Consider the following 19,817-nt stretch of genomic DNA (forward strand, 5'->3'; position numbering starts at 1 on the left):
GGCCCCACCGGCGCTGGTCGTTTCTCGCGAACGGCTCGAACATCTCCGCCGCAAACGCCTCCAACTCACCACGCGCCAAAGTCATCTCGTCCGGAGTCACACCCACTCAACGCCACACCGGGCCCGAAGGACACGCACCAGGACAACCAACCTGACCAAGCACTACTAGTCTCATTCCCGTGTACGCGGAGCGGGCGTCGAGGCTTGCGGGAGCCGTCGTCTGGACGGCGGTCCGGGACAGCCGGACGGCCGACCGGGCCCTGCCCGTGCTGCCCGACGGTTGCATGGACCTGATCTGGGCCGACGGCCGGCTCCTCGTCGCCGGCCCCGACACCCGGGCGCACCGGCCCGACCCCGCTCTCGGCGAACGCTTCGCCGGGGTGCGCTTCGCACCCGGGACCGGCCCCCTGTTCCTGGGGGTGCCGGCGCACGAGCTGCGCGACCTGAGGACGGACCTCTCGGAGCTGAGCGGCGCGGCGGAGGCCGGGCGGCTCGCCGCTCGCGTCGGGCGGGCCGCCGACCCTGCGGCGGAGCTGGAGGCCGAGGCGCTGCGCCGGGCGGCCGCGGCGGGGCCGCCGGATCCGCTGACCGGCGCCGTGGTACGGCTGCTGGAGGCGGGCGGCACGGTCGCCGCCGCGGCCGAGGAGGTCGGCCTTGGCGCCAGGCAGCTGCACCGCCGCTGCCTGGACGCCTTCGGCTACGGGCCGAAGACGCTGGCCCGGGTGCTGCGCCTGCAGCGCGCCCTGCGCCTGGTACGCCTCGGTGCGCCCTTCGTGGACGCGGCAGCGGCCTCCGGCTGTGCCGATCAGGCACACCTCGCCCGCGAAATGCGCGATCTGGCCGGGATGACCCTCGGGGCCTACGCGGAGTCGGCGAAGAGCGAGACCTCACAGCCGTCGGGGTCCAGCACGACCGCGTAGCGCTGACCCCAGAAGGCGTCCCACGGCTTCAGATGGCCGCGGTAGCCCGCGGCGACGAGGTCCGCGTACACGGTGTCGACCTCCCCGGGGCTGCCGCACAGGAAGGCGAGACCGAGGCGGCCGCCGCCGGACGGCCTGGTCCAGTGCGGGTCGAATGAGCGGACCGTCTCCTCGGTGTCCCAGAGCACCCGAAGGCCGCCGGGAAGCGCCGCTTCGACGTGCGGCGCGGAGTCGGCGTCCGCGGGGATGTCCAGGCCGAGGCGGCGGTAGAAGGCGAGGGAGGCGGCCATGTCGGAGACGACCAGTCCGATGGCGTCGAGTCGTGGAGTCGGTTGTGCGGTCATGCCGTCGACCGTATGCGCGGGCGCGGACCGCGGTCTTGAACGGATCGGACATCCGGCGGCATTCGGCGGTGTCAGGCGGTCGTCCGGAGGCGTCCGGCGGCATCCGGCGGCGTCAGGCGGTCGTCCGGAGGCGTCCGGCGGCATCCGGCGGCGTCAGGCGGTCGTCCGGAGCGCCCGGCAGATGTCCGGCGGCGTCCGGCAGCGGTGACGTCACCGATTCGTAAGGCCCCGGGGCCCTCGGCACACCATGCGGGCGGGGACACTGGGGGGATGCACAGCATTCTGGTCGTCGACGACGATCCCACCGTCGCCGAGGTCGTCACCGGCTATCTGGAGCGGGCCGGGTTCCGGGTGGACCGGGCCGCGGACGGGCTCGAGGCGCTCCGGCTGGCCGCCGGGCGGCGGCACGATCTGGTGGTGCTCGATCTGATGCTGCCCGGGATGGACGGGCTGGAGGTCTGCAGACGGCTCAGGGCCGGCGACGCGCCCCCTGTACCGGTGATCATGCTCACTGCGCGCGGCGACGAGGACGACCGGATCCTGGGCCTGGAGCTCGGCGCGGACGACTATGTGACCAAGCCGTTCAGCCCGCGCGAGCTGGTGCTGCGGGTGGAGTCCGTGCTGCGCAGGCACGGCGGGCCGGGTACCGCGGACGGGCCGCGGCGCACGGGTCCAAAGCTGCGGGCCGCGGGCATCGTGCTGGACCCGGCGGCGCGGCGGGCGGTCAAGGACGGGCGGGAACTGAGCCTGACACTCCGGGAGTTCGATCTGCTCGCCCATCTGATGCACCACCCCGGCCGGGCGATCGGCCGGGAGCAGCTGATGCACGAGGTGTGGGGCTGGGAGTTCGGCGATCTGTCCACCGTGACCGTCCATGTGCGGCGGCTCCGCGGCAAGATCGAGGATGATCCGGCCAGCCCGCGGCTGATCCAGACGGTCTGGGGGGTGGGCTACCGTTTCGACGCTCCTCAGGATTCCGCAGCCACTCTGCCCGTCGCCCGGGAAGAGGTCTGAGCCCGTGCGCGACCTGCTTCTGATCGCCTTCTTCGCCCTGCTGGGAGCCGGTTTCGCCGGGGTGCTCGGTGCGCTGGCGCTGCGGCTGCTGCGGCACCGCTCCGTCGCGGTGTCGCTCACCGTCGTCGCCGCGGTGACGGTGACCGCGATGCTTGCGGGCACCCTCGCCGTCGCGCAGGCGATGTTCCTGTCGCCGCACGACCTCAAGGTCGTCACCATGGTGGCGGCGATGGCCGCGGCGGTCTCGCTCGCCGTGGCGCTGCTGCTGGGCCGCTGGGTCGTGGCCCGCAGCCGGGAGCTGACGCAGGCGGCGCGGTCGTTCGGCGAGGGCGGCGCGTTCTCCGCCCCTGACCGGGCCCCCACCGCCGAGCTTGCCGAGCTGAGCCGTGAGCTGGCCGCCACCAGCGAGAAGCTCGCTGCCTCCCGGGAGCGCGAGCGGGCGCTGGAGGCCTCGCGCCGGGAACTCGTCGCCTGGATCTCGCACGACCTGCGGACGCCGCTGGCCGGACTGCGGGCGATGTCCGAGGCGCTGGAGGACGGCGTGGTGCAGGACCCGGAGCGGTACTTCACCCAGATACGCACCGAGGTGGACCGGCTCAACGGCATGGTCGGCGATCTCTTCGAGCTCTCCCGCATCCACGCCGGCGCGCTCGCCCTCACCCCCACCCGGATGTCCGTGTACGACCTGGTCGGGGAGGCCCTGGCCGGGGCCGACCCGCTGGCCCGCGAGCACGGCGTACGGCTCGTCGGAGACCGGGTGGAGCCGGTGCCGGTGGAGGTGGACGGCAAGGAGATGACGCGGGTCCTGGCCAATCTGCTGGTGAACGCCATCCGCAGGACCCCCGCGGACGGCACCGTCGCCGTCGCCGCGGAACGCCGCGAGGAGTGGGTGGTGCTGTCCGTCACCGACGGCTGCGGCGGCATTCCGGAGGAGGACCTGCCGCGGGTCTTCGACACGGGCTGGCGCGGCAGCCAGGCGCGTACGCCCCCGGCCGGGGCTGGGCTCGGGCTGGCGATCGTCCGCGGGATAGTCGAGGCGCACGCCGGCAGGGCGGACGTGCGCAATGTGACAGGCGGCTGCCGTTTTGAGGTGAAGCTCCCGGCTGCGGCCGTCGGAGCGTAGTCCTCTGGGGCTCCACCCCGGACTCCGGGTTCGCCTTCGGCCGTGTTCCGGGGACAGAACGAGCCCCGCCGTCGATCGAAGAGCCCGGGGGCCCGGGGCGGAGCCCAGGGAGGGGACCCCGGGATGGGGAACCTCGTGAGATCATGGGGATTAACCCTGAAAAAAGGGGGCAGAAATGTCCGCGATCAAGGAAACCATAGAGATCGACCGCCGGCCCGAAGACGTCTTCTCCTACGTGACCGATCCCTCCCACCTCCCGGAGTGGCAGGAGAACGCGGTGGCCGCGGAGCCTGCGGAGAGCACTCCGCCGGCCGTCGGGTCCACCTTCCGGGTGACCAGGCGCATCGGCGGGCGCGAGATCGCCATGACCACGGAAGTCGACGAAATGGACCCGCCCAGGAGCTGGACCCTGCGCGGGGTCGACGGCCCCGTCCGCGGCATGGTGCACGGCACCGTCGAGCCCCTCGGCGAGGGAGACCGCTCCCGGGTGACCATCTCCGTCGACTTCGAGGGCCACGGGATCGGCAAGCTGCTCGTCCCCCTCGTCGCACGGCCACAGGTGCGCAGGGAGCTGCCGAGGAACGAGCAGCACCTGAAGGGAGTCCTGGAGCGGAGCGGGTAGCCGGACCCGCTATCCCCGCCCGCCGGACCCGAACTCGTTCAGGATCTGCTCCGCCGCCAGCGTCGCCGTCAGTTCGCCCGCACGCACCCGCTGTTCCAGCGCGGGCGCCAGGTCCCGTACGCCGGGATGCGCGCGCAGCCTGCCCAGCAGCTCGTCGTGGACCATCGACCAGACCCACTCGACCTGCTGCTCGCGGCGCTTCGCGGCCAGCCGGCCCGCGGAGTCCAGCAGCGCCCGGTGCTGCTCCACCCGCTCCCACAGCACATCCAGGCCCGCGGACTCCCGGGCGCTGCACGACAGCACCGGCGGCGTCCACGCCGCGTCGGCCGGGTGCATCAGCCGCAGCGCCCCCGCCAGTTCGCGGGCAGCCGCGCGGGCGTCCCGCTCGTGCGGGCCGTCCGCCTTGTTGACGGCGATGACGTCCGCGAGCTCCAGCACACCCTTCTTGATGCCCTGCAGCTGGTCGCCGGTGCGGGCCAGGGTGAGCAGCAGAAAGGTGTCGACCATGCCCGCGACCGCGGTCTCGGACTGCCCGACGCCCACGGTCTCCACCAGCACGACGTCGTACCCGGCCGCCTCCATCACCACGATGGACTCGCGCGTCGCCTTGGCCACCCCGCCGAGCGTGCCGGACGTGGGGGACGGGCGGACGAACGCAGCCGGGTCGACCGACAGCCGCTCCATCCTCGTCTTGTCGCCGAGGATGGAGCCGCCGGTGCGGCTGGACGACGGGTCCACCGCCAGCACCGCGACCTTGTGCCCCAGGCCCGTGAGCATGGTGCCCAGCGCGTCGATGAAGGTCGACTTGCCGACCCCCGGCACCCCGCTGACCCCCACCCGGCGGGCCGTCCCCGCGTACGGCAGCAGCTCGGTGAGCAACTGCTGTGCGAGCGCGCGGTGGTCGGCCCGGGTGGACTCCACGAGCGTGACGGCCCGCGCGACATACGCACGCGAGCCCTCCCGCACGCCTTTCACATAACTGTCGATGTCGATCGTCGGCACGGGCACGCCCACCGGCTCAACGCTCGTGGCCGAGCGACCCGGCAAGCGTGCGCACCAGGTCCGCGGCCGCGTCCGGGATCACCGTGCCCGGCGGGAACACCGCCGTGGCCCCTGCCTCGTGCAGGGTCTCGACGTCCTGCGGCGGGATCACCCCGCCCACCACGATCATGATGTCCTCGCGCCCCTCGGCCGCCAGCTGCTCCTTCAGTGCGGGCACCAGCGTCAGATGACCGGCGGCCAGCGAGGAGACGCCCACGATGTGCACATCCGCCTCGACCGCCTGCCGCGCCACCTCCGCCGGGGTCTGGAACAGCGGACCGACGTCCACGTCGAAGCCCAGATCGGCGAAGGCCGTCGCGATCACCTTCTGGCCCCGGTCATGGCCGTCCTGGCCCATCTTGGCGACCAGGATGCGCGGCCTGCGCCCCTCCGCCTGCTCGAACTCCTCCACCAGCGTGCGCGTCTGCTCGACCGCCGGTGACGTCCCCGCCTCGTTCCGGTACACACCGGAGATCGTACGGATCTGGCCCGAGTGCCGCCCGTACACCTTCTCCAGGGCGTCCGAGATCTCCCCGACCGTCGCCTTCGCCCGGGCCGCGTCCACGGCCAGCGCCAGCAGATTGCCGGCCGGACCGCCGCTGCGGCCGGCGCCGGCCTCCGCGGCCGCGGTGAGCGCCCGCAGCGCGTCCCGGCAGGCGTTCTCGTCGCGCTCCTCCCTCAGCCGCCGCAGCTTCTCGATCTGCTGCGCCCGCACCTGGGAGTTCTCGACCTTCAGCACCTCGATCTGCTCATCGCTGTCGACCCGGTACTTGTTGACGCCGATCACCGGCTGGCGGCCGGAGTCGATACGGGCCTGGGTGCGGGCCGCCGCCTCCTCGACGCGCATCTTCGGGATGCCCGCGTCGATGGCCTTGGCCATGCCGCCGGCCGCCTCGACCTCCTCGATGTGCTGCCACGCCCGGCGGGCCAGATCGTGAGTGAGCCGCTCCACATACGCGCTGCCGCCCCAGGGATCGATCACCCGGCAGGTGCCGGACTCCTGCTGGAGCAGCAGCTGGGTGTTGCGGGCGATGCGAGCGGAGAAGTCCGTCGGCAGCGCCAGCGCCTCGTCCAGCGCGTTGGTGTGCAGCGACTGGGTGTGGCCCTGCGTCGCGGCCATGGCCTCCACACACGTCCGGGTGACGTTGTTGAAGACGTCCTGCGCGGTCAGCGACCAGCCCGAGGTCTGGCAGTGGGTGCGCAGCGACAGCGACTTGGGGTTCTTGGGGTCGAAGCCCTTCACCAGCTTCGCCCACAGCAGCCGCGCCGCGCGCAGCTTGGCGATCTCCATGAAGAAGTTCATGCCGATCGCCCAGAAGAACGACAGCCGCGGTGCGAATGAGTCGACGTCCAGGCCCGCGCCGATGCCCGCCCGCAGATACTCCAGACCGTCGGCGAGCGTGTACGCCAGCTCCAGATCGGCCGTCGCCCCGGCCTCCTGGATGTGATAGCCGGAGATGGAGATCGAGTTGTAGCGGGGCATCTTCTTCGAGGTGTACTCGAAGATGTCGGAGATGATCCGCATCGACGGCTGCGGCGGATAGATATAGGTGTTGCGGACCATGAACTCCTTGAGGATGTCGTTCTGAATGGTCCCCGCCAGCTTCTCCGGCGGCACGCCCTGTTCCTCGGCGGCCACGATGTAGAGGGCGAGCACGGGCAGCACCGCGCCGTTCATCGTCATCGACACGCTCATCCGGTCCAGCGGAATCCCGTCGAACAGCTGCCGCATGTCGTAGATCGAGTCGATGGCCACGCCCGCCATGCCGACGTCGCCCGTCACCCGCGGATGGTCGCTGTCGTAGCCGCGGTGGGTCGGCAGGTCGAAGGCGACCGAGAGGCCCTTCTGACCGGCGGCCAGATTGCGCCGGTAGAAGGCGTTGGACTCCTCCGCGGTGGAGAAGCCTGCGTACTGCCGGATCGTCCAGGGCTGGTTGACGTACATCGTCGGATACGGGCCGCGCAGATACGGAGCGATGCCCGGGTAGGTCTGGAGGAAGTCCAGGCCCGCCAGATCGTCACCCGTGTAGAGCGGCTTCACCGGGATGCCCTCGGGCGTCTCCCACACCAGATCGGCGTCGCCCTTGCCGGTGGCCTCCTTGACGGCGCTGCGCCACTGGTCCCGGCCCGTCCGCGCCGCATCTGACGGCTCGCCCAGCTCGATCGTCGAGAAGTCGGGAATGCTCATCACGCCACTCCGATCCGGTCGAGTACGCCGCTCAGCACGGCGATCGCGTCACCGCCCGCGACGACGAACGCGTCGACCCCGGCCTGTTCGTAGGTCTCGCGCTGCTCGCCGGGGCGTCCGGCGAGGAACACCTGCTGCGCGCCCGCCGACTTGAGCGCTTTCGCGACGTCGGCCGCCTGCTCGGCGTACAGGGCGTCGCTGGAGCAGATGCAGGCGACGGCGGCGCCGCTCGCCGTGAACGCGTCCGCCGCCGACGCGGCGTCCACGGACGCCGGCTCGTGCACGGGCTCGACGCCGCCCGCCTGGAAGAGGTTGGCCGCGAACGCGGCGCGCGCGGTGTGCGCGGCGGCCGGTCCCAGCGCGGCGAGGAAGACCCGCGGACGTGCCCCCGTGGCGGCGAGATGCGCGTCGGAGCGGGCGCGCAGCGCCTCGTACGCCTCGTCGCGGCGTACCCGCGGCAGCCCGCCCGAAGGCGGTGCGGGTGCGGGCTCGCGCTCCACGGCGGGCTCGGCGAGCAGGGGGAACTCGCTGACGCCGGTGACCGGTTCGCGGCGGGTCGCCAGCTTCTTCCTGCGGCCTTCCCAGGTCGCGCCGAGCCGCTCGGCGATCAGCCCGTCGCGCAGCGCCGAGGCCTGGCCGCCGGCCCGCTCGATGTCCTGGAACTGCTCCCAGGCGGCCGCGGCCAGTTCCCCGGTGAGCCGCTCGACGTACCAGGAGCCGCCGGCCGGGTCGATGACCTGCCCCAGGTGCGACTCCTCCAGCAGGATCGTCGAGGTGTTGCGGGCGATGCGGCGCGCGAACGCGTCCGGCAGCCCCAGTGCGTGGTCAAACGGCAGCACGGTCACCGCGTCCGCGCCGCCGACGCCCGCCGCGAGCGAGGCGACGGCGGTGCGCAGCATGTTCACCCACGGGTCGCGCCGGGTCATCATCACCGGAGAGGTCACCGCGTGCTGGCGCTGTGCGCCGCCCGCTCCCCCGACGCCGCACACCTCGGCGACGCGCGCCCACAGTCGGCGCGCGGCGCGCAGCTTGGCTATGGTCAGGAACTGGTCGGCCGTGGCCGCGTAACGGAACTCCAGCTGTGCGCAGGCCGCCTCCGCCGGCAGACCGGCGGCGGTGAGGGCACGCAGCCAGGCCACGCCCGTCGCCAGCGAGCAGCCCAGCTCCTGCGCGGGCGACGCGCCCGCCTCGTGGTACGGCATCGCGTCGACGACGACGGCCCGCAGCCCCGGATGCCGCTCGGCGCACAGCCGGGCCAGCTCGGCGGCGGCCGTCATGCCGCCGTCGACCGCCGCATGGTCGCCCGTACGGGCCGCATGGCCCAGCGGGTCCGCGCCCAGAGTGCCGAGCGCGGCCTCGGGGGCCACGCCTCGCTCCTCGTAGAGCCGCAGCAGTGCGTGCGCCGCGGGGGCGAAGTCCGCGCCCGCGTCCAGCACCACGGGCGCGAGGTCGAGATAGACGCCCTCCAGCGCCGTGCCCAGGGAGGATACGGGCACTCCGGCGGCTCCGACCGACAGCCAGACGGAGGTGACGCCGTTCTCGAGGTCGGCCAGCACCGCCTCGTTCGCGCGGACGGGGTCCGGCCGGTCATGGCGCTGGCGTACGTCCCAGCCGCTGACCGCCGAGCCCTCCGGCCTGCCGCCGCGGGTGAAAGGGGCGAATCCGGGATACCCCGTCGACTCGGCCGTGCCTGCGACGCCGTCGGCCGCCGTGTAGAGGGGACGGGTGGCAAGCCCGTCCTCCAGGGCGGTGGACAGCATGCTCTCGGCCGCGTCGTCCGGAACGTCCTTGCCCGCTTTGCGCAGCACCGTGCCGACAAGGCGCTGCCACTGCTCATGGGATGCGTTCGGGAAATCGGCGGCCGGCGAGAACCCGTTGTCGGGGAGGACCGTCATGCTCAGATGCTAGGGCAACCCCGCAAAGGTGCAGCAGAGGCGAAAGCTGTGACCTTGCTAACGGGCGTTAGCCGCCGCGGGACGCTCCGTCGCAGGTCCGGGGCCCACCAGCTCCTCGAGTACATCCTCCATCGTCACAAAACCGATCACCGTGCCCCGCTCACCGGTGACCGCCGCCAGATGAGTGCCGGCCGCGCGCATCGCGGTCATCGTGTCGTCCAGCGGAGTGTCGATCTCGACCCGTATCACCGGGTGGAGCGCGGTGCGCGGGAACGGGCGGGTCCGCTCGGCCACCCCGAGGGAGTCCTTGATGTGGAGGTAGCCGAGTATCTCGTCGCCCGGACCGGTCACCGGCAGCCGGGAGAAGCCCGACGAGGCGGCCTTGCGCTCCAGCTGCTGCGGGGTGACGTCATGGCCGACCATGACGGTCCGGCTCAGCGGCACCATCACCTCGCCGGCCGGGCGGGTGCCCAGCTCCAGCGCGTCCTGCAGCCGCTGGCCGTCCGCCGGGTCGAGCAGGCCCGCCTCGCTGGAGTCCTTCACCAGACGGGCGAGTTCGTCGTCCGTGAACACCGAGGCGACCTCGTCCTTGGGTTCCACCCTGAGCAGCCGCAGCAGCGCGTTGGCGAAGGCGTTGATCCCGAAGACCACGGGCCGCAGCGCGCGGGTGAGGGCCACCAGCGGCGGGGCCAGCAGCAGCGCGGTGGCCGTGGGCGCGGCGAGCGCGATGTTCTTTGGCACCATCTCGCCGATCAGCATGTGCAGATAGGTCGCCAGTGTCAGCGCGATGACGAAGGCGATCGGGTGGATCAGCCCCTCGGGCACGCCGACCGCCGCGAACGGCGGCTCCAGCAGGTGCGCGATGGCCGGTTCGGCGACCGCGCCCAGCACCAGCGAGGACACGGTGATGCCGAGCTGGGCCGTGGCCATGGCCGCGGACAGATGCTCGAGGCCCCACAGGGTGAGCCGGGCGCGCCTGTTCCCCTTGTGGGCCGCGGGCTCGATCTGGCTGCGGCGCACCGAGATCAGCGCGAACTCGGCGCCCACGAAGAAGGCGTTGGTGAAGAGCGTCAGAACGCCGATGGCAATCTGCAGAGCGGTCATCGGACTTCCTCGGCGATCTGCACGGCGGACGCCGGGGCCGACCCGGAGGCGGACGCGGCGGTCGGGACGGGTTCGGCGACCGGTTCGGCCGCGGGCACGGGAGAGGGTGCGGGCACCTCGGCGCGGACGGTCTCCGCATCGCCGTCCTGGGGCGCCGCCGCGGTGATGCGGACCTGGTCGGCCCGGTGGTGGTCGACATGGGCCACCGCGAACTGCCAGCCGTCCACGTCCAGCCGGTCGCCGGTGCGCGGAATGCGCTCCAGCCGGTTGGCGATCAGACCCGCCAGGGTCTCGTACGGGCCGTCGGGGGCGCTGAAGCCGATCTTCGCCAGCTGGTCGAGCCGGACGCCGCCGTCCGCCTCCCACGCCCTGCGGCCGTCCGCCGACGGCTCCACCGGCAGCAGATCCGGCCGCTCGTGCGGGTCGTGCTCGTCGCGGACCTCGCCGACGACCTCCTCGACGATGTCCTCGACGGTCGCCACGCCCGCGGTGCCGCCGTACTCGTCGATCACCACGGCCATCGTGCGGGTCCGCCGCAGCCGGGCCAGCAGCCGGTCCACCGGGAGCGAGTCGGGCACCAGCAGCGGCTCGGTGGCCAGCTCGGTCACCGGGGTGCGGGCCCGCACCGGCTCGTCCAGCGCGAGCACATCGCGGATGTGCACGGTGCCGATCACATGGTCGAGGGAGTCCCGGTAGACCGGGAACCGGGAAAGCCCGGTCGCCAGGGTGAGGTTCGCGGCGTCCGCGGCGGTGGCGTGCGCCTCCAGGGCCTGGACGTCGACGCGCGGCGTCATCACGTTCTCCGCGTTCAGCGAGCCCAGATGGAGCGTGCGGACGAACAGCTCGGCCGAGTCCTGCTCGATCGCACCCTCCCGGGCGGAGTGCTGAGCGAGCGCCACCAGTTCCTCAGGGGTGCGGGCGGAGGCCAGCTCCTCGGCGGGCTCCAGGCCGAAGCGGCGCACCAGGCGGTTCGCCGTGTTGTTCAGATGGCGGATCAGCGGCGCGAACGCGGCGGTGAAGGCCCGCTGCGGGCCCGCCACCACCTTGGCGACGGCCAGTGGGCTGGAGATCGCCCAGTTCTTGGGCACCAGCTCGCCGACGACCATCAGCACCACGGTGGACACGGCCACGCCGAGCAGCGTGGCCACCGTCGACACCGCCCCCGCGGGCAGCCCGACGGCCGTCAGCGGCCCGTGCAGCAGCACCGCCAGCGACGGCTCGGCGAGCATGCCGATGACCAGCGAGGTCACGGTGATGCCCAGCTGAGCTCCGGACAGCTGGAACGTCAGCCGCTTGGCGGCCTTCAGCGCACCGGCGGCCCCGCGCTCACCGGCCTGCGCGGCTCGTTCGAGCTCGCCGCGCTCCACGGTGGTCAGCGAGAACTCCGCCGCGACGAACACGGCGCAGGCGAGGGTCAGGGCGAGAGCGAGGAACAGCAGAAGAATCTCGGTCACCGTGCCACCCCCGCTTCGCTCTGCGACGGGTCGGGGATGGCACGGCTCGTACTGGGAGGCTCACCCATTGCGGGACCGCAGCTCCTTCTCGGTTCTCTGGTTCAGGGGCGGGGAGGCTGACCCCGCTCTCACACATAGTAAAGGCGGCGCAAACCAGTCAGGTGTGTCTCAGGTCACAGAAGGAAAACCGGTTGCCGCTCTCCGGTGCGGCAGGTCTAGAGTGAGCCGCGGTTCTGGAAGCCGAATCGAGCAGGAGGTGAGGACGTTGATGACGGTCATGGCGCCGGGTGCGGCCCGGGTTCTCGCGTTTGTCAATCCCACCCCTGTGGTCTCCGGCTGACCGACTTTCACCTTCGCCAGGCGCTGCCGGCGCTTCCGAGTGTGATGCGTGCGTGTGTGCGGTGTTGCCGGGGCCACCCTTGCCGAAGGGTTCCCCCTTTGTCTTTCTCTGCTGACTCCGAGCGTGCGCTGGCCCCGTATGGCTGGGACCACGACTGGGCGGCGCAGTTCACCCCGTACGCCGAACAGGGCCTGCTTCCGGGCCGGGTGGTACGCGTCGACCGCGGGCAGTGCGATGTGCTGACCGCGGACGGGGCCGTACGGGCCGACACGGCGTTCGTCACCCCGCACGATCCGCTGCGGGTCGTGTGCACAGGCGACTGGGCCGCGGTCGACCCCGGCGGCAGCCCGCGGTACGTCCGGGCCTGTCTGCCGCGCCGCACCGCGTTCGTACGCTCCACCTCCTCCAAGCGCTCCGAGGGCCAGATCCTGGCCGCCAACGTGGACTGGGCGGTCATCGCGGTCTCCCTCGCCGCCGAACTGGACCTCGGCCGGATCGAGCGTTTCCTGGCGCTGGCGTGGGAGAGCGGCGCGCAGCCGCTCATCGTGCTCACCAAGGCGGATCTGGTGCCCGACGCGGCGGGCCTGGGGCATCTGGTCCAGGATGTGCAGACCACCGCGCCCGGAGTGCAGGTCCTGCCCGTCAGCGCGACGGCGGGACACGGCGTGGACGTGCTCGCCGCGATCGTCGCCGGCGGCACGAGCGTGCTGCTCGGCGTTTCCGGCGCGGGCAAGTCGACGCTCGCGAACGCACTGCTCGGCGACGACGTGATGGATGTGCAGGCCGTCCGCGACGTCGACGGCAAGGGCCGGCACACCACCACGACCCGCAATCTGCTCGCCCTGCCCGGCGGAGGCGTGCTCATCGACACTCCGGGGCTGCGGGGCGTCGGGCTGTTCGACGCCGGCAGCGGCGTCGAACAGGCGTTCTCGGAGATCGAGGAGCTCGCCGAGGAGTGCCGCTTCCACGACTGCGCCCACCGGTCCGAGCCAGGCTGTGCCGTGCTCGCCGCGATCGACGACGGCACACTGCAGCCCCGCCGGCTCGACAGCTACCGGAAGCTGGTCCGTGAGAACCGGCGCAATGTCGCCAAGACGGACGCCCGCCTGCGCGCGGACATCCGCAAGGAGTGGAAGCGCCAGGGCGCGTTCGGCCGCGCCGCCCGCGCGGCCAAGGAGGGCCACGGCCTCCCGTAGCCCGGGGCCTGCCGCCCCCCGGCCCCCTCCGGGGGGCGCTGCCGCCCTGTGGGGGGGGACGTGTGCTGCGGGCGTAGGCCCGTGCTGGTGCAGGGGCTCTGCCTCCGGGCTCCCGGGGCGGTGGTTTCGCGCAGCCGCGCCGGGGTCTGCGCTCACGCCGGGGTCCGCGCCGGTCCCTCCCCCGGGGACGGGGCTCCGCGCTTGAGGGAAGGGCCCGGTGGCGCGATCCCGGCGCAGCAGTGGCAGCGGGGCCCACGGTGTGGATCGGTGATCATGCCGTGGGCTCGTACCCGTCCGCCTCAACCCCCCAGCACCGCTCCCATCCACGCCCCCACGATCACCAGGCACGTAAACAGCTCCACCAGCACACTCGTCCCCACCGCCCGCATCACCGCCTTCGTCGAGGCTGCCGCCTGCCCGTGGCCGCCCAGGCGGAGGCGTTCGCAGATGTAGATGCCGCCGATGAAACCGACCACCCCGCCGATCACGGGCAGCAGGAAGAAACCCGCGATCGAGCCCGCGCCGGCGAAGACGGCCATGCGTCTGGTGACGCCCACCTCCCGGATGCGGCGCGGCGGCAGCTGCCACACCACGACCTGGTTGACCAGCAGCAGCACCGTCGTGGAGACCAGCAGCACCCAGGCCAGACCGGACTGGTCCTGCATCGCCCACCACAGGATCGCGGCCCACACCAGCCAGGTCCCCGGAACCCCGGGGATCAGCACCCCGAGCACGCCCAGCAGCATCACCGCCCCGACCATCAGGAGCTGCCACACGCCCATCTGCCCAGAGTGCAGGATCTGGATCACTCACGCAGTTCGCGTGCCACCCAGCCCCGCCGGTACGCGTGCCAGCCCAGCTGAAGCCGCGTCGTCACGCCCGCCAGCTCCATGAGCCCCTTCACCCGGCGCTGCACCGTCCGCAGCCCCAGGTCCAGCTGCTTGGCGACGCTCGCGTCCGTCAACCCGGCCAGCAGCAGCGAGAGGATCTCCAGGTCGACCGCGTCCGGGCCCGGAGCCCGCCCCTCCTCCGGCATCCCGTGGGCCCCCAGCCGCAGCGGCAGCGCCTCCCGCCAGACCGCCTCGAACAGGCCCGACAGCGACTCCAGCAGTCCGCTGGCATGGACGACCAGGGCCGCGGGCTCCGCACCTCTGCCGGTCAGCGGCACCATCGCCGGTCCGCGGTCCGCGATCACCAGCTCGGCCGGCACCCGCTCCACCGTCCTGACCTGCACGTCGCCGCCCAGCGCCGCCGACACCCCGGCCGTGCCGCCCGGCAGAGACAACACCCGCCGCTCGACCACGACCCGGTACGGCGCCCCCCGGCCCGCCGTCTTCTCCGCCGCCTCGTCGTCCAACCCGGGCGCCGCGACGGGCCTGCCGGTCACCAGCGCGCACACCTCCTCGGCCGCACCGAGCCGCAGCTGCAGACAACGGTGTGCCACCGCGCTCGCGCCGGTCACCACCTCCACCAGATCGTGCGCCGCGGACCCCGCGCCCGCCGCCGCCTCCGCCCGGTACCCCTCGGCCAGCACCGCAGCCGCCAGCTCGGCCCGCTCCAGCTCGTGCCGCTGCCGGGTAAGCAGCGCACCCAGCGCGACCCCCGGCGGGGCCGCCACCCACCGCCCCCGGCACGCCGACGACCTGGCGACCAGCCCCTGGTGCTCCAACTGCCGCAGCGCCCGCTCCGTGTCCGGTTCGGGCAGCGCGAGCCGATGCGCCAGATCGGCCGCCTCCGCTGCCCCGAGCGCCACCAGCGCCCGGTACGCCGACTCCTGCCGCGCGTCGAGACCTATCGCTCCGAGCACCAGACCCCGCCCCCGTCCCCAACACCATTATTCGCATTGTGCTTTTTCACCGCGCTCCGTTTTCGTCCGGCCCGCCCGGTGGACAATAAGGGCATGAGTCAACAGGGGGAGAGGCCTCCCACCGAAGACGAGTGGTGGAACAGGCTGTACGGCGAACCCGAATCCACTGCGGACACCGGTCCCGGCCTCCGGGCGGGCGACACTCTGGACGACCGATTCGCCTCCGCCGCAGGCACGGTGACGGGCCGTCCGCGCGCCTGGTGGGAGACCTCGTCGCCGCCGGAGGAGCGCCCCGAACAGCCGGACCGCTCGGAACGGCCGCAACAGCCGGACCGCTCGGAACGGCCGCAACAGCCGGACCGCTCGGAACGGCCGCAACAGCCGGACCGCCCGCCCGCCCAGATCCCCCGCTCGGGCCAGCCCGAACAGCCGCCCCCGCCCCGCCCCGCCGTACCGCCGCAGTCGGCCCCACCGCACCGGCCGGCCGCCGTGTCGCCGCAGACCGCCCCACCGCACCGGCCGGCCGTCGAACAGACGCCCGCGCCCCCGCCGCCCCGGTCGGCCGCCGCTCCCGCGCCCCCACCGCCCCGCCCTGCCACCGGAGTCGTCGGCGGCGGGCCGCCCACCTATGAGGCGGAGCCCACCGCTCTGCCCCCGGCCCGCCCGGACGCGCTCGACGAACTCACCGCGGACACCGTCCTCGACGGCGCTCGCTACGGCTCGTGCACCCTGCGCGCCGCGTCCGTCCGCGGCGACTCCGCGCGCTATCGGGGGGAGCCGCGCCGCGACGCGCTGCTCACCGCACGCTTCGGCGGCGGCGAGGCCGCTCTCGTCCTGGTGGCCATCGCCAGCGGGGCCCGCGCCGCCGAGGGCGCGCACCTCGCCGCGGCCGACGCCTGCCGCTGGATCGGCACAGCCGTGGGCCGCAGCCACGACCGCCTCGCCGAGGACATCAGGGCGGGCCGCCGCGGCAACCTCAAGTCCGGGCTGCACCGGCTCACCGACCGCACCCTCGGCAGACTGCGCGCCCACGCCGCCGAACGCGGGGCGGACCCCGAGGAGTACGCCGCGGTCCTGCGCTGTCTGCTGCTCTCCGGCGACCCCGCCTGCCGTACGCGCGTCTTCTTCGGCGTCGGCGGGGGCGGGCTGTTCCGGCTGCGCGACGGCGCCTGGCAGGACATCGAACCGACGCCGCCCGAGCCGCCCGCGGCGGCCGACGGCGCGACCGGGGCCGGAACCGCAGAACAGACCCCGGAGGGCGACCGGCTCACCATGGACCTCGGCATCCCGACGCCGCCGTCCCCGTATGTCGAGCCCCCTCCGCCGCCCCCCGCCGAACCGTTCCGCTTCCGTGCCTCCGTGGCCCGCCCCGGCGATGCGCTGCTGCTGTGCAGCGCGGGCCTCGCCGAGCCGCTGCGCGGCGAGCCCGCCCTCACCGAGGAACTGGCCGGGCGCTGGGGCGGCGGCGAGCCCCCCGGCCTCGCCGCCTACCTCGCCGACGTCCAGCTGCGGGTGAAGGGCTACGCCGACGACCGTACGGCCGCGGCCGTGTGGGAGGCCCGCTGACCCGTCAGGCGGCTCACGCCGGCACCGGCCGCAGCACCCGGCGGCTCACGCGGGCGTCAGCCGCAGCGTCAGGATCTGGAAGGGCCGCAGCCGTACGCGCACACCCCCGCCCCCGCCCTCGCGCTCGGCGTCCTCGAGCGGACGCTCCAGCAGATCCGTCACCCGCGCCCGTACGAAGGGGAAGCCCGGCCGCAGCACGGCTTCGGCCCGACCGCCGGCGGACTCGTACAGTCGCACGATCACATCCCCGCCGCGGTCCTCGGCGAGTTTGACCGACTCGACGGTCACCGAAGGGTGCCCGGTGTCCGCCAGCGGCTCGCCGTCCGGCACGGCCGCCGCCGGCCGCAGCGGCAGGTTGAGCGCCAGGCCCTCGCGTACGGCGTCCGGGACCCCGCCGCCGGGCAGCAGCGCGTAGCGGAAGCGGTGCGCGCCGACGTCGGCCGCAGGGTCGGGGCTGTGCGGGGCGCGCAGCAGGGTGAGCCGCACGGTCGTGCCCAGCCCTTCCGGGTGCCGGGCGCGGGTCACCTCATGGCCGTAAGCGGAGTCGTTGAGGACCGCGACGCCGTAGCCGGGCTCGGCCACCCGCAGCCAGCGGTGGGCGCAGATCTCGAAGCGGGCCGCGTCCCAGCGGGTGTTCTCATGCGTCGGCCGGTGCACATGGCCGAACTGGATCTCGGACGTGGAGCGTTCCGCGTGCACATCGAGCGGGAACGCCGCCTTGAGGACCTTCTCCGACTCCCGCCAGTCGACTTCGGTGACGACGTCGATGCGTCCGCTGCCGCCTGCCAGCCGGATGTCCTGGGTGACCCTGGAGTCGCCGAAGAGGCGCACGACGCGCACCGCGGCGCGCAGCGGTCCCTCCTCGGTCAGCTCCACCGAGTCGGCGGCGGTCAGATCCGCATGCTGACGCCGGTAGTGGCGGTCGATGTCCCAGGCGTCCCACTGGTTGGGGTGGTCGGGGTGCAGCTGGAGCAGATTGCCGCGGCCGCCGGGCGCCAGCACCTCTCGCCCGGCGGTCAGGTCGTACACGGAGGACAGCAGCCCGTCGCCGTCGACCGTCACCCGCAGCAGTCCGTTGTCCAGCGTGGTTGTGCCCGCCGCGGCCTCGGCCCGCACCGGCGGCGCGCCCGTGTCGCGGCAGCGGCCGACCGCGTGCGGGCCGGCCGTGACCGGGGCGAGGGTCCGCCCGTCGGCGAGCGGCTGGGCGGACACCCCCTGCGGCACTTCGGAAGGGGCGAGCGCGACCACTTCCCGGCGCGGATACGGGCAGGAGTTCAGCAGGCCCGGCGACGCGGGTCCCCCGCCCGCACCGGCGAGTGCCGCAACCGCGGAGTCGGTCAGCCGCTCCAGTTCGCGGCGCACCTCCTCGTACGTCTGCTCGGCCTCCCGGTGCACCCAGGCGATCGACGACCCCGGCAGGATGTCGTGGAACTGGTGCAGCAGCACCGTCTTCCAGAGGCGGTCGAGCGTCTGGTGCGGATAGCGGTAGCCCGGTGCGCGCAGGGCCGCGGCGACCGCCCACAGCTCTGCCTCGCGCAGCAGATGCTCACTGCGCCGGTTGCCCCGCTTGGTCGCCGCCTGCGTGGTGTACGTGGCGCGGTGCAGCTCCAGATACAGCTCTCCGGACCAGACGGGTGCCGCAGCCCCGTACTCCTCCTCGGCCGCGGCGAAGAACGCCGACGGCTTCTCCACCGTGACCCGGGGTGAGCCTTCCAGGTCGCGCAGCCTGCGGGCCTTCTCCAGCATCTCCCGGGTGGGGCCGCCGCCCCCGTCGCCGAAACCGAACGGGACCAGTGAGCGTGTGGCACGGCCCTTGTCGGCGAAGTTGCGCTCCGCACGGGCCAGTTCCGCCGCATGGAGTCGGGAGTTGTAGGTGTCGACGGGCGGGAAGTGCGTGAATACCCGGGTGCCGTCGATGCCCTCCCACCAGAAGGTGTGGTGCGGCATCCTGTTGAACTGGTTCCAGGACAGCTTCTGGGTGAGGAACCACCGCACCCCGGCCAGCCGCGCCAGCTGCGGGAAGGCGGCGGTGTATCCGAAGGAGTCGGGCAGCCAGATCTCCTCGGTCTCCACCCCCAGCTCCTCGGCGAAGAACCGCTTGCCGTGCACGAGCTGCCGCGCCAGGGCCTCCCCACCGGGCATGTTGGCGTCGGACTCCACCCACATGGAGCCCACCGGCGCCCAGGTCCCGTCCGCCGCGGCCCGCTTGATGCGTTCCCAGATCCGCGGCTGGTGCTCCTTCACCCAGGCGTACTGCTGCGCCTGGGAGCAGGCGAAGACCAGCTCCGGGTAGTCGGCGGCGAGCGCCGTGACATTGGCGAAGGTACGGGACGCCTTGCGCACGCTCTCCCGCAGCGGCCACAGCCACGCCGAGTCGATATGGGCGTGTCCGACGGCCGACACCCGGTGCGCGGAAGGCGCGGCGGGACGGGAGAGCGCACCGGCCAGCCGGGCGCGCGCGGCGGCCGCCGTGCCCGCGACATCGTGCAGATCGAGCGTGTCGAGCATGTCCTCCAGGGCGCGCAGGATCTCATGATGCCGGGAACGGTCCGCGGGCAGTTCCCGCATCAGCTCGGAGAGCACCTCGATGTCGAGCACCAGATGCCAGACCTCCTCGTCGAGCACGGCGAGGTCGGCGGAGGCGAACCGGTACAGGGGGCGGTCCCCGGCGGTCAGCACGTCCCCGAGGGGCGTCGGAGTGAAGCCGCCGTGCAGCACGGCCGGGTTGGCGGCGGCCTCCAGCAGCAGCCGCACCTCCTCGCCGCCGGCCGCGGGCGCCGCGACCGGGACATGGCGGTTCTGCGGGTGGACCCCCTTGAGGGGGACGCCCTCCGCGTCGTACACCAGCCCCTCCGCCTGGAAGCCGGGGGCGTCCCCGCCGAACCCCGGGTCGATCACCGCCTCCACCCGCCGCCCCGCCCATACCCGCGGCACCGTGCCCTCCAGCCGGAACCAGCTCGTGGACCACGGGGGTCCCCACGGCGTTCCGATCGCGAACGGCTCGAAGCGGGCCGTGAGCGCCTGCGAAACGGGCGCCGGCTCACCCGGCACATGCCATGCGGAAAGCGACAGCGGCACTTGTTCCGCATATTGCGCGGGGCGGATGAACTGACTCAGGGCCCGCTCCAGGCGTCCCTCCACCAACGTGCGGTCGTCATGCATCACGATTCCTCTCGCCGGTCCTCGGGCCGTTCGCCCGGACG

General features: G+C 73.2%; 15 protein-coding genes. 6 read left to right on the forward strand and 9 right to left on the reverse strand.

Annotated features, from left to right (window positions below):
* Nucleotides 1-179 precede the first annotated feature (179 nt).
* On the forward strand, nt 180-920 hold the full coding sequence (locus QCN29_RS30730; protein ID WP_279932288.1) for a helix-turn-helix domain-containing protein: 741 nt from the start codon (nt 180-182) through the stop codon (nt 918-920).
* Here QCN29_RS30730 and QCN29_RS30735 read toward each other — a convergent pair.
* Entirely contained in the window at nt 860-1,264 is a 405-nt protein-coding gene (locus QCN29_RS30735; protein WP_279932289.1) for a VOC family protein, read from the reverse strand. The genes QCN29_RS30730 and QCN29_RS30735 overlap by 61 nt on opposite strands.
* Nucleotides 1,265-1,534: 270 nt before the next feature.
* On the opposite strand from QCN29_RS30735, the gene QCN29_RS30740 reads away from it, so the two are divergent.
* From QCN29_RS30740 to QCN29_RS30750, 3 genes are all read left to right on the forward strand, one after another.
* A complete protein-coding gene (locus QCN29_RS30740; protein WP_279932290.1) occupies nt 1,535-2,278 on the forward strand; it encodes a response regulator transcription factor in 744 nt (247 codons plus the stop codon).
* Nucleotides 2,279-2,282: 4 nt separating this feature from the next.
* Nucleotides 2,283-3,401 (forward strand): sensor histidine kinase, encoded by a 1,119-nt coding sequence (locus tag QCN29_RS30745; protein WP_279932291.1) that lies wholly within the window; start codon nt 2,283-2,285, stop codon nt 3,399-3,401.
* 175 nt (nt 3,402-3,576) lie between these two features.
* Nucleotides 3,577-4,023, forward strand: coding sequence for an SRPBCC family protein (locus tag QCN29_RS30750; protein ID WP_279932292.1), 447 nt, complete (start codon nt 3,577-3,579; stop codon nt 4,021-4,023).
* Between the two features lie 9 nt (nt 4,024-4,032).
* Here QCN29_RS30750 and meaB read toward each other — a convergent pair whose 3' ends face one another.
* From meaB to QCN29_RS30775, 5 genes are read right to left on the reverse strand one after another with little or no spacing between them, the layout of a single operon-like run.
* Entirely contained in the window at nt 4,033-5,037 is a 1,005-nt protein-coding gene (gene meaB / locus QCN29_RS30755; protein WP_279932293.1) for a methylmalonyl Co-A mutase-associated GTPase MeaB, read from the reverse strand.
* Nucleotides 5,038-5,041: 4 nt separating this feature from the next.
* A complete protein-coding gene (gene scpA / locus QCN29_RS30760; protein WP_279932294.1) occupies nt 5,042-7,252 on the reverse strand; it encodes a methylmalonyl-CoA mutase in 2,211 nt (736 codons plus the stop codon).
* Nucleotides 7,252-9,147 (reverse strand): methylmalonyl-CoA mutase subunit beta, encoded by a 1,896-nt coding sequence (locus QCN29_RS30765; protein WP_279932295.1) that lies wholly within the window; start codon nt 9,145-9,147, stop codon nt 7,252-7,254. The genes scpA and QCN29_RS30765 overlap by 1 nt, the downstream gene beginning before the upstream one ends.
* A 57-nt stretch (nt 9,148-9,204) precedes the next feature.
* Nucleotides 9,205-10,251, reverse strand: a complete 1,047-nt coding sequence (locus tag QCN29_RS30770; protein WP_279932296.1) for a hemolysin family protein — start codon at nt 10,249-10,251, stop codon at nt 9,205-9,207.
* Nucleotides 10,248-11,705, reverse strand: coding sequence for a hemolysin family protein (locus QCN29_RS30775; protein ID WP_279932297.1), 1,458 nt, complete (start codon nt 11,703-11,705; stop codon nt 10,248-10,250). Before QCN29_RS30775 ends, QCN29_RS30770 begins: the two co-directional genes overlap by 4 nt.
* A gap of 438 nt (nt 11,706-12,143) precedes the next feature.
* Here QCN29_RS30775 and rsgA point away from each other — a divergent pair, with 438 nt between their 5' ends.
* Complete coding sequence (gene rsgA / locus QCN29_RS30780) at nt 12,144-13,241, forward strand: ribosome small subunit-dependent GTPase A (RefSeq protein ID WP_279932298.1); 1,098 nt, start codon at nt 12,144-12,146, stop codon at nt 13,239-13,241.
* 299 nt (nt 13,242-13,540) lie between these two features.
* On the opposite strand, the gene QCN29_RS30785 is transcribed toward rsgA, so the two are convergent.
* Both QCN29_RS30785 and QCN29_RS30790 read right to left on the reverse strand, forming a co-directional pair.
* A complete protein-coding gene (locus QCN29_RS30785; RefSeq protein WP_279932324.1) occupies nt 13,541-14,023 on the reverse strand; it encodes a DUF456 domain-containing protein in 483 nt (160 codons plus the stop codon).
* 23 nt (nt 14,024-14,046) lie between these two features.
* Entirely contained in the window at nt 14,047-15,048 is a 1,002-nt protein-coding gene (locus QCN29_RS30790) for a helix-turn-helix domain-containing protein (RefSeq protein ID WP_279932299.1), read from the reverse strand.
* Between the two features lie 93 nt (nt 15,049-15,141).
* Here QCN29_RS30790 and QCN29_RS30795 point away from each other — a divergent pair, with 93 nt between their 5' ends.
* Nucleotides 15,142-16,614 (forward strand): protein phosphatase 2C domain-containing protein, encoded by a 1,473-nt coding sequence (locus tag QCN29_RS30795; RefSeq protein WP_279932300.1) that lies wholly within the window; start codon nt 15,142-15,144, stop codon nt 16,612-16,614.
* Between the two features lie 45 nt (nt 16,615-16,659).
* Here the strand turns inward: QCN29_RS30795 and QCN29_RS30800 are convergent, their stop codons facing one another.
* Nucleotides 16,660-19,776, reverse strand: coding sequence for an alpha-mannosidase (locus QCN29_RS30800; protein ID WP_279932301.1), 3,117 nt, complete (start codon nt 19,774-19,776; stop codon nt 16,660-16,662).
* Between the last annotated feature and the right edge of the window lie 41 nt (nt 19,777-19,817).

The sequence above is a fragment of the Streptomyces chengmaiensis genome, from assembly GCF_029846775.1.
Taxonomy (GTDB): Bacteria; Actinomycetota; Actinomycetes; order Streptomycetales; family Streptomycetaceae; genus Streptomyces; species Streptomyces chengmaiensis.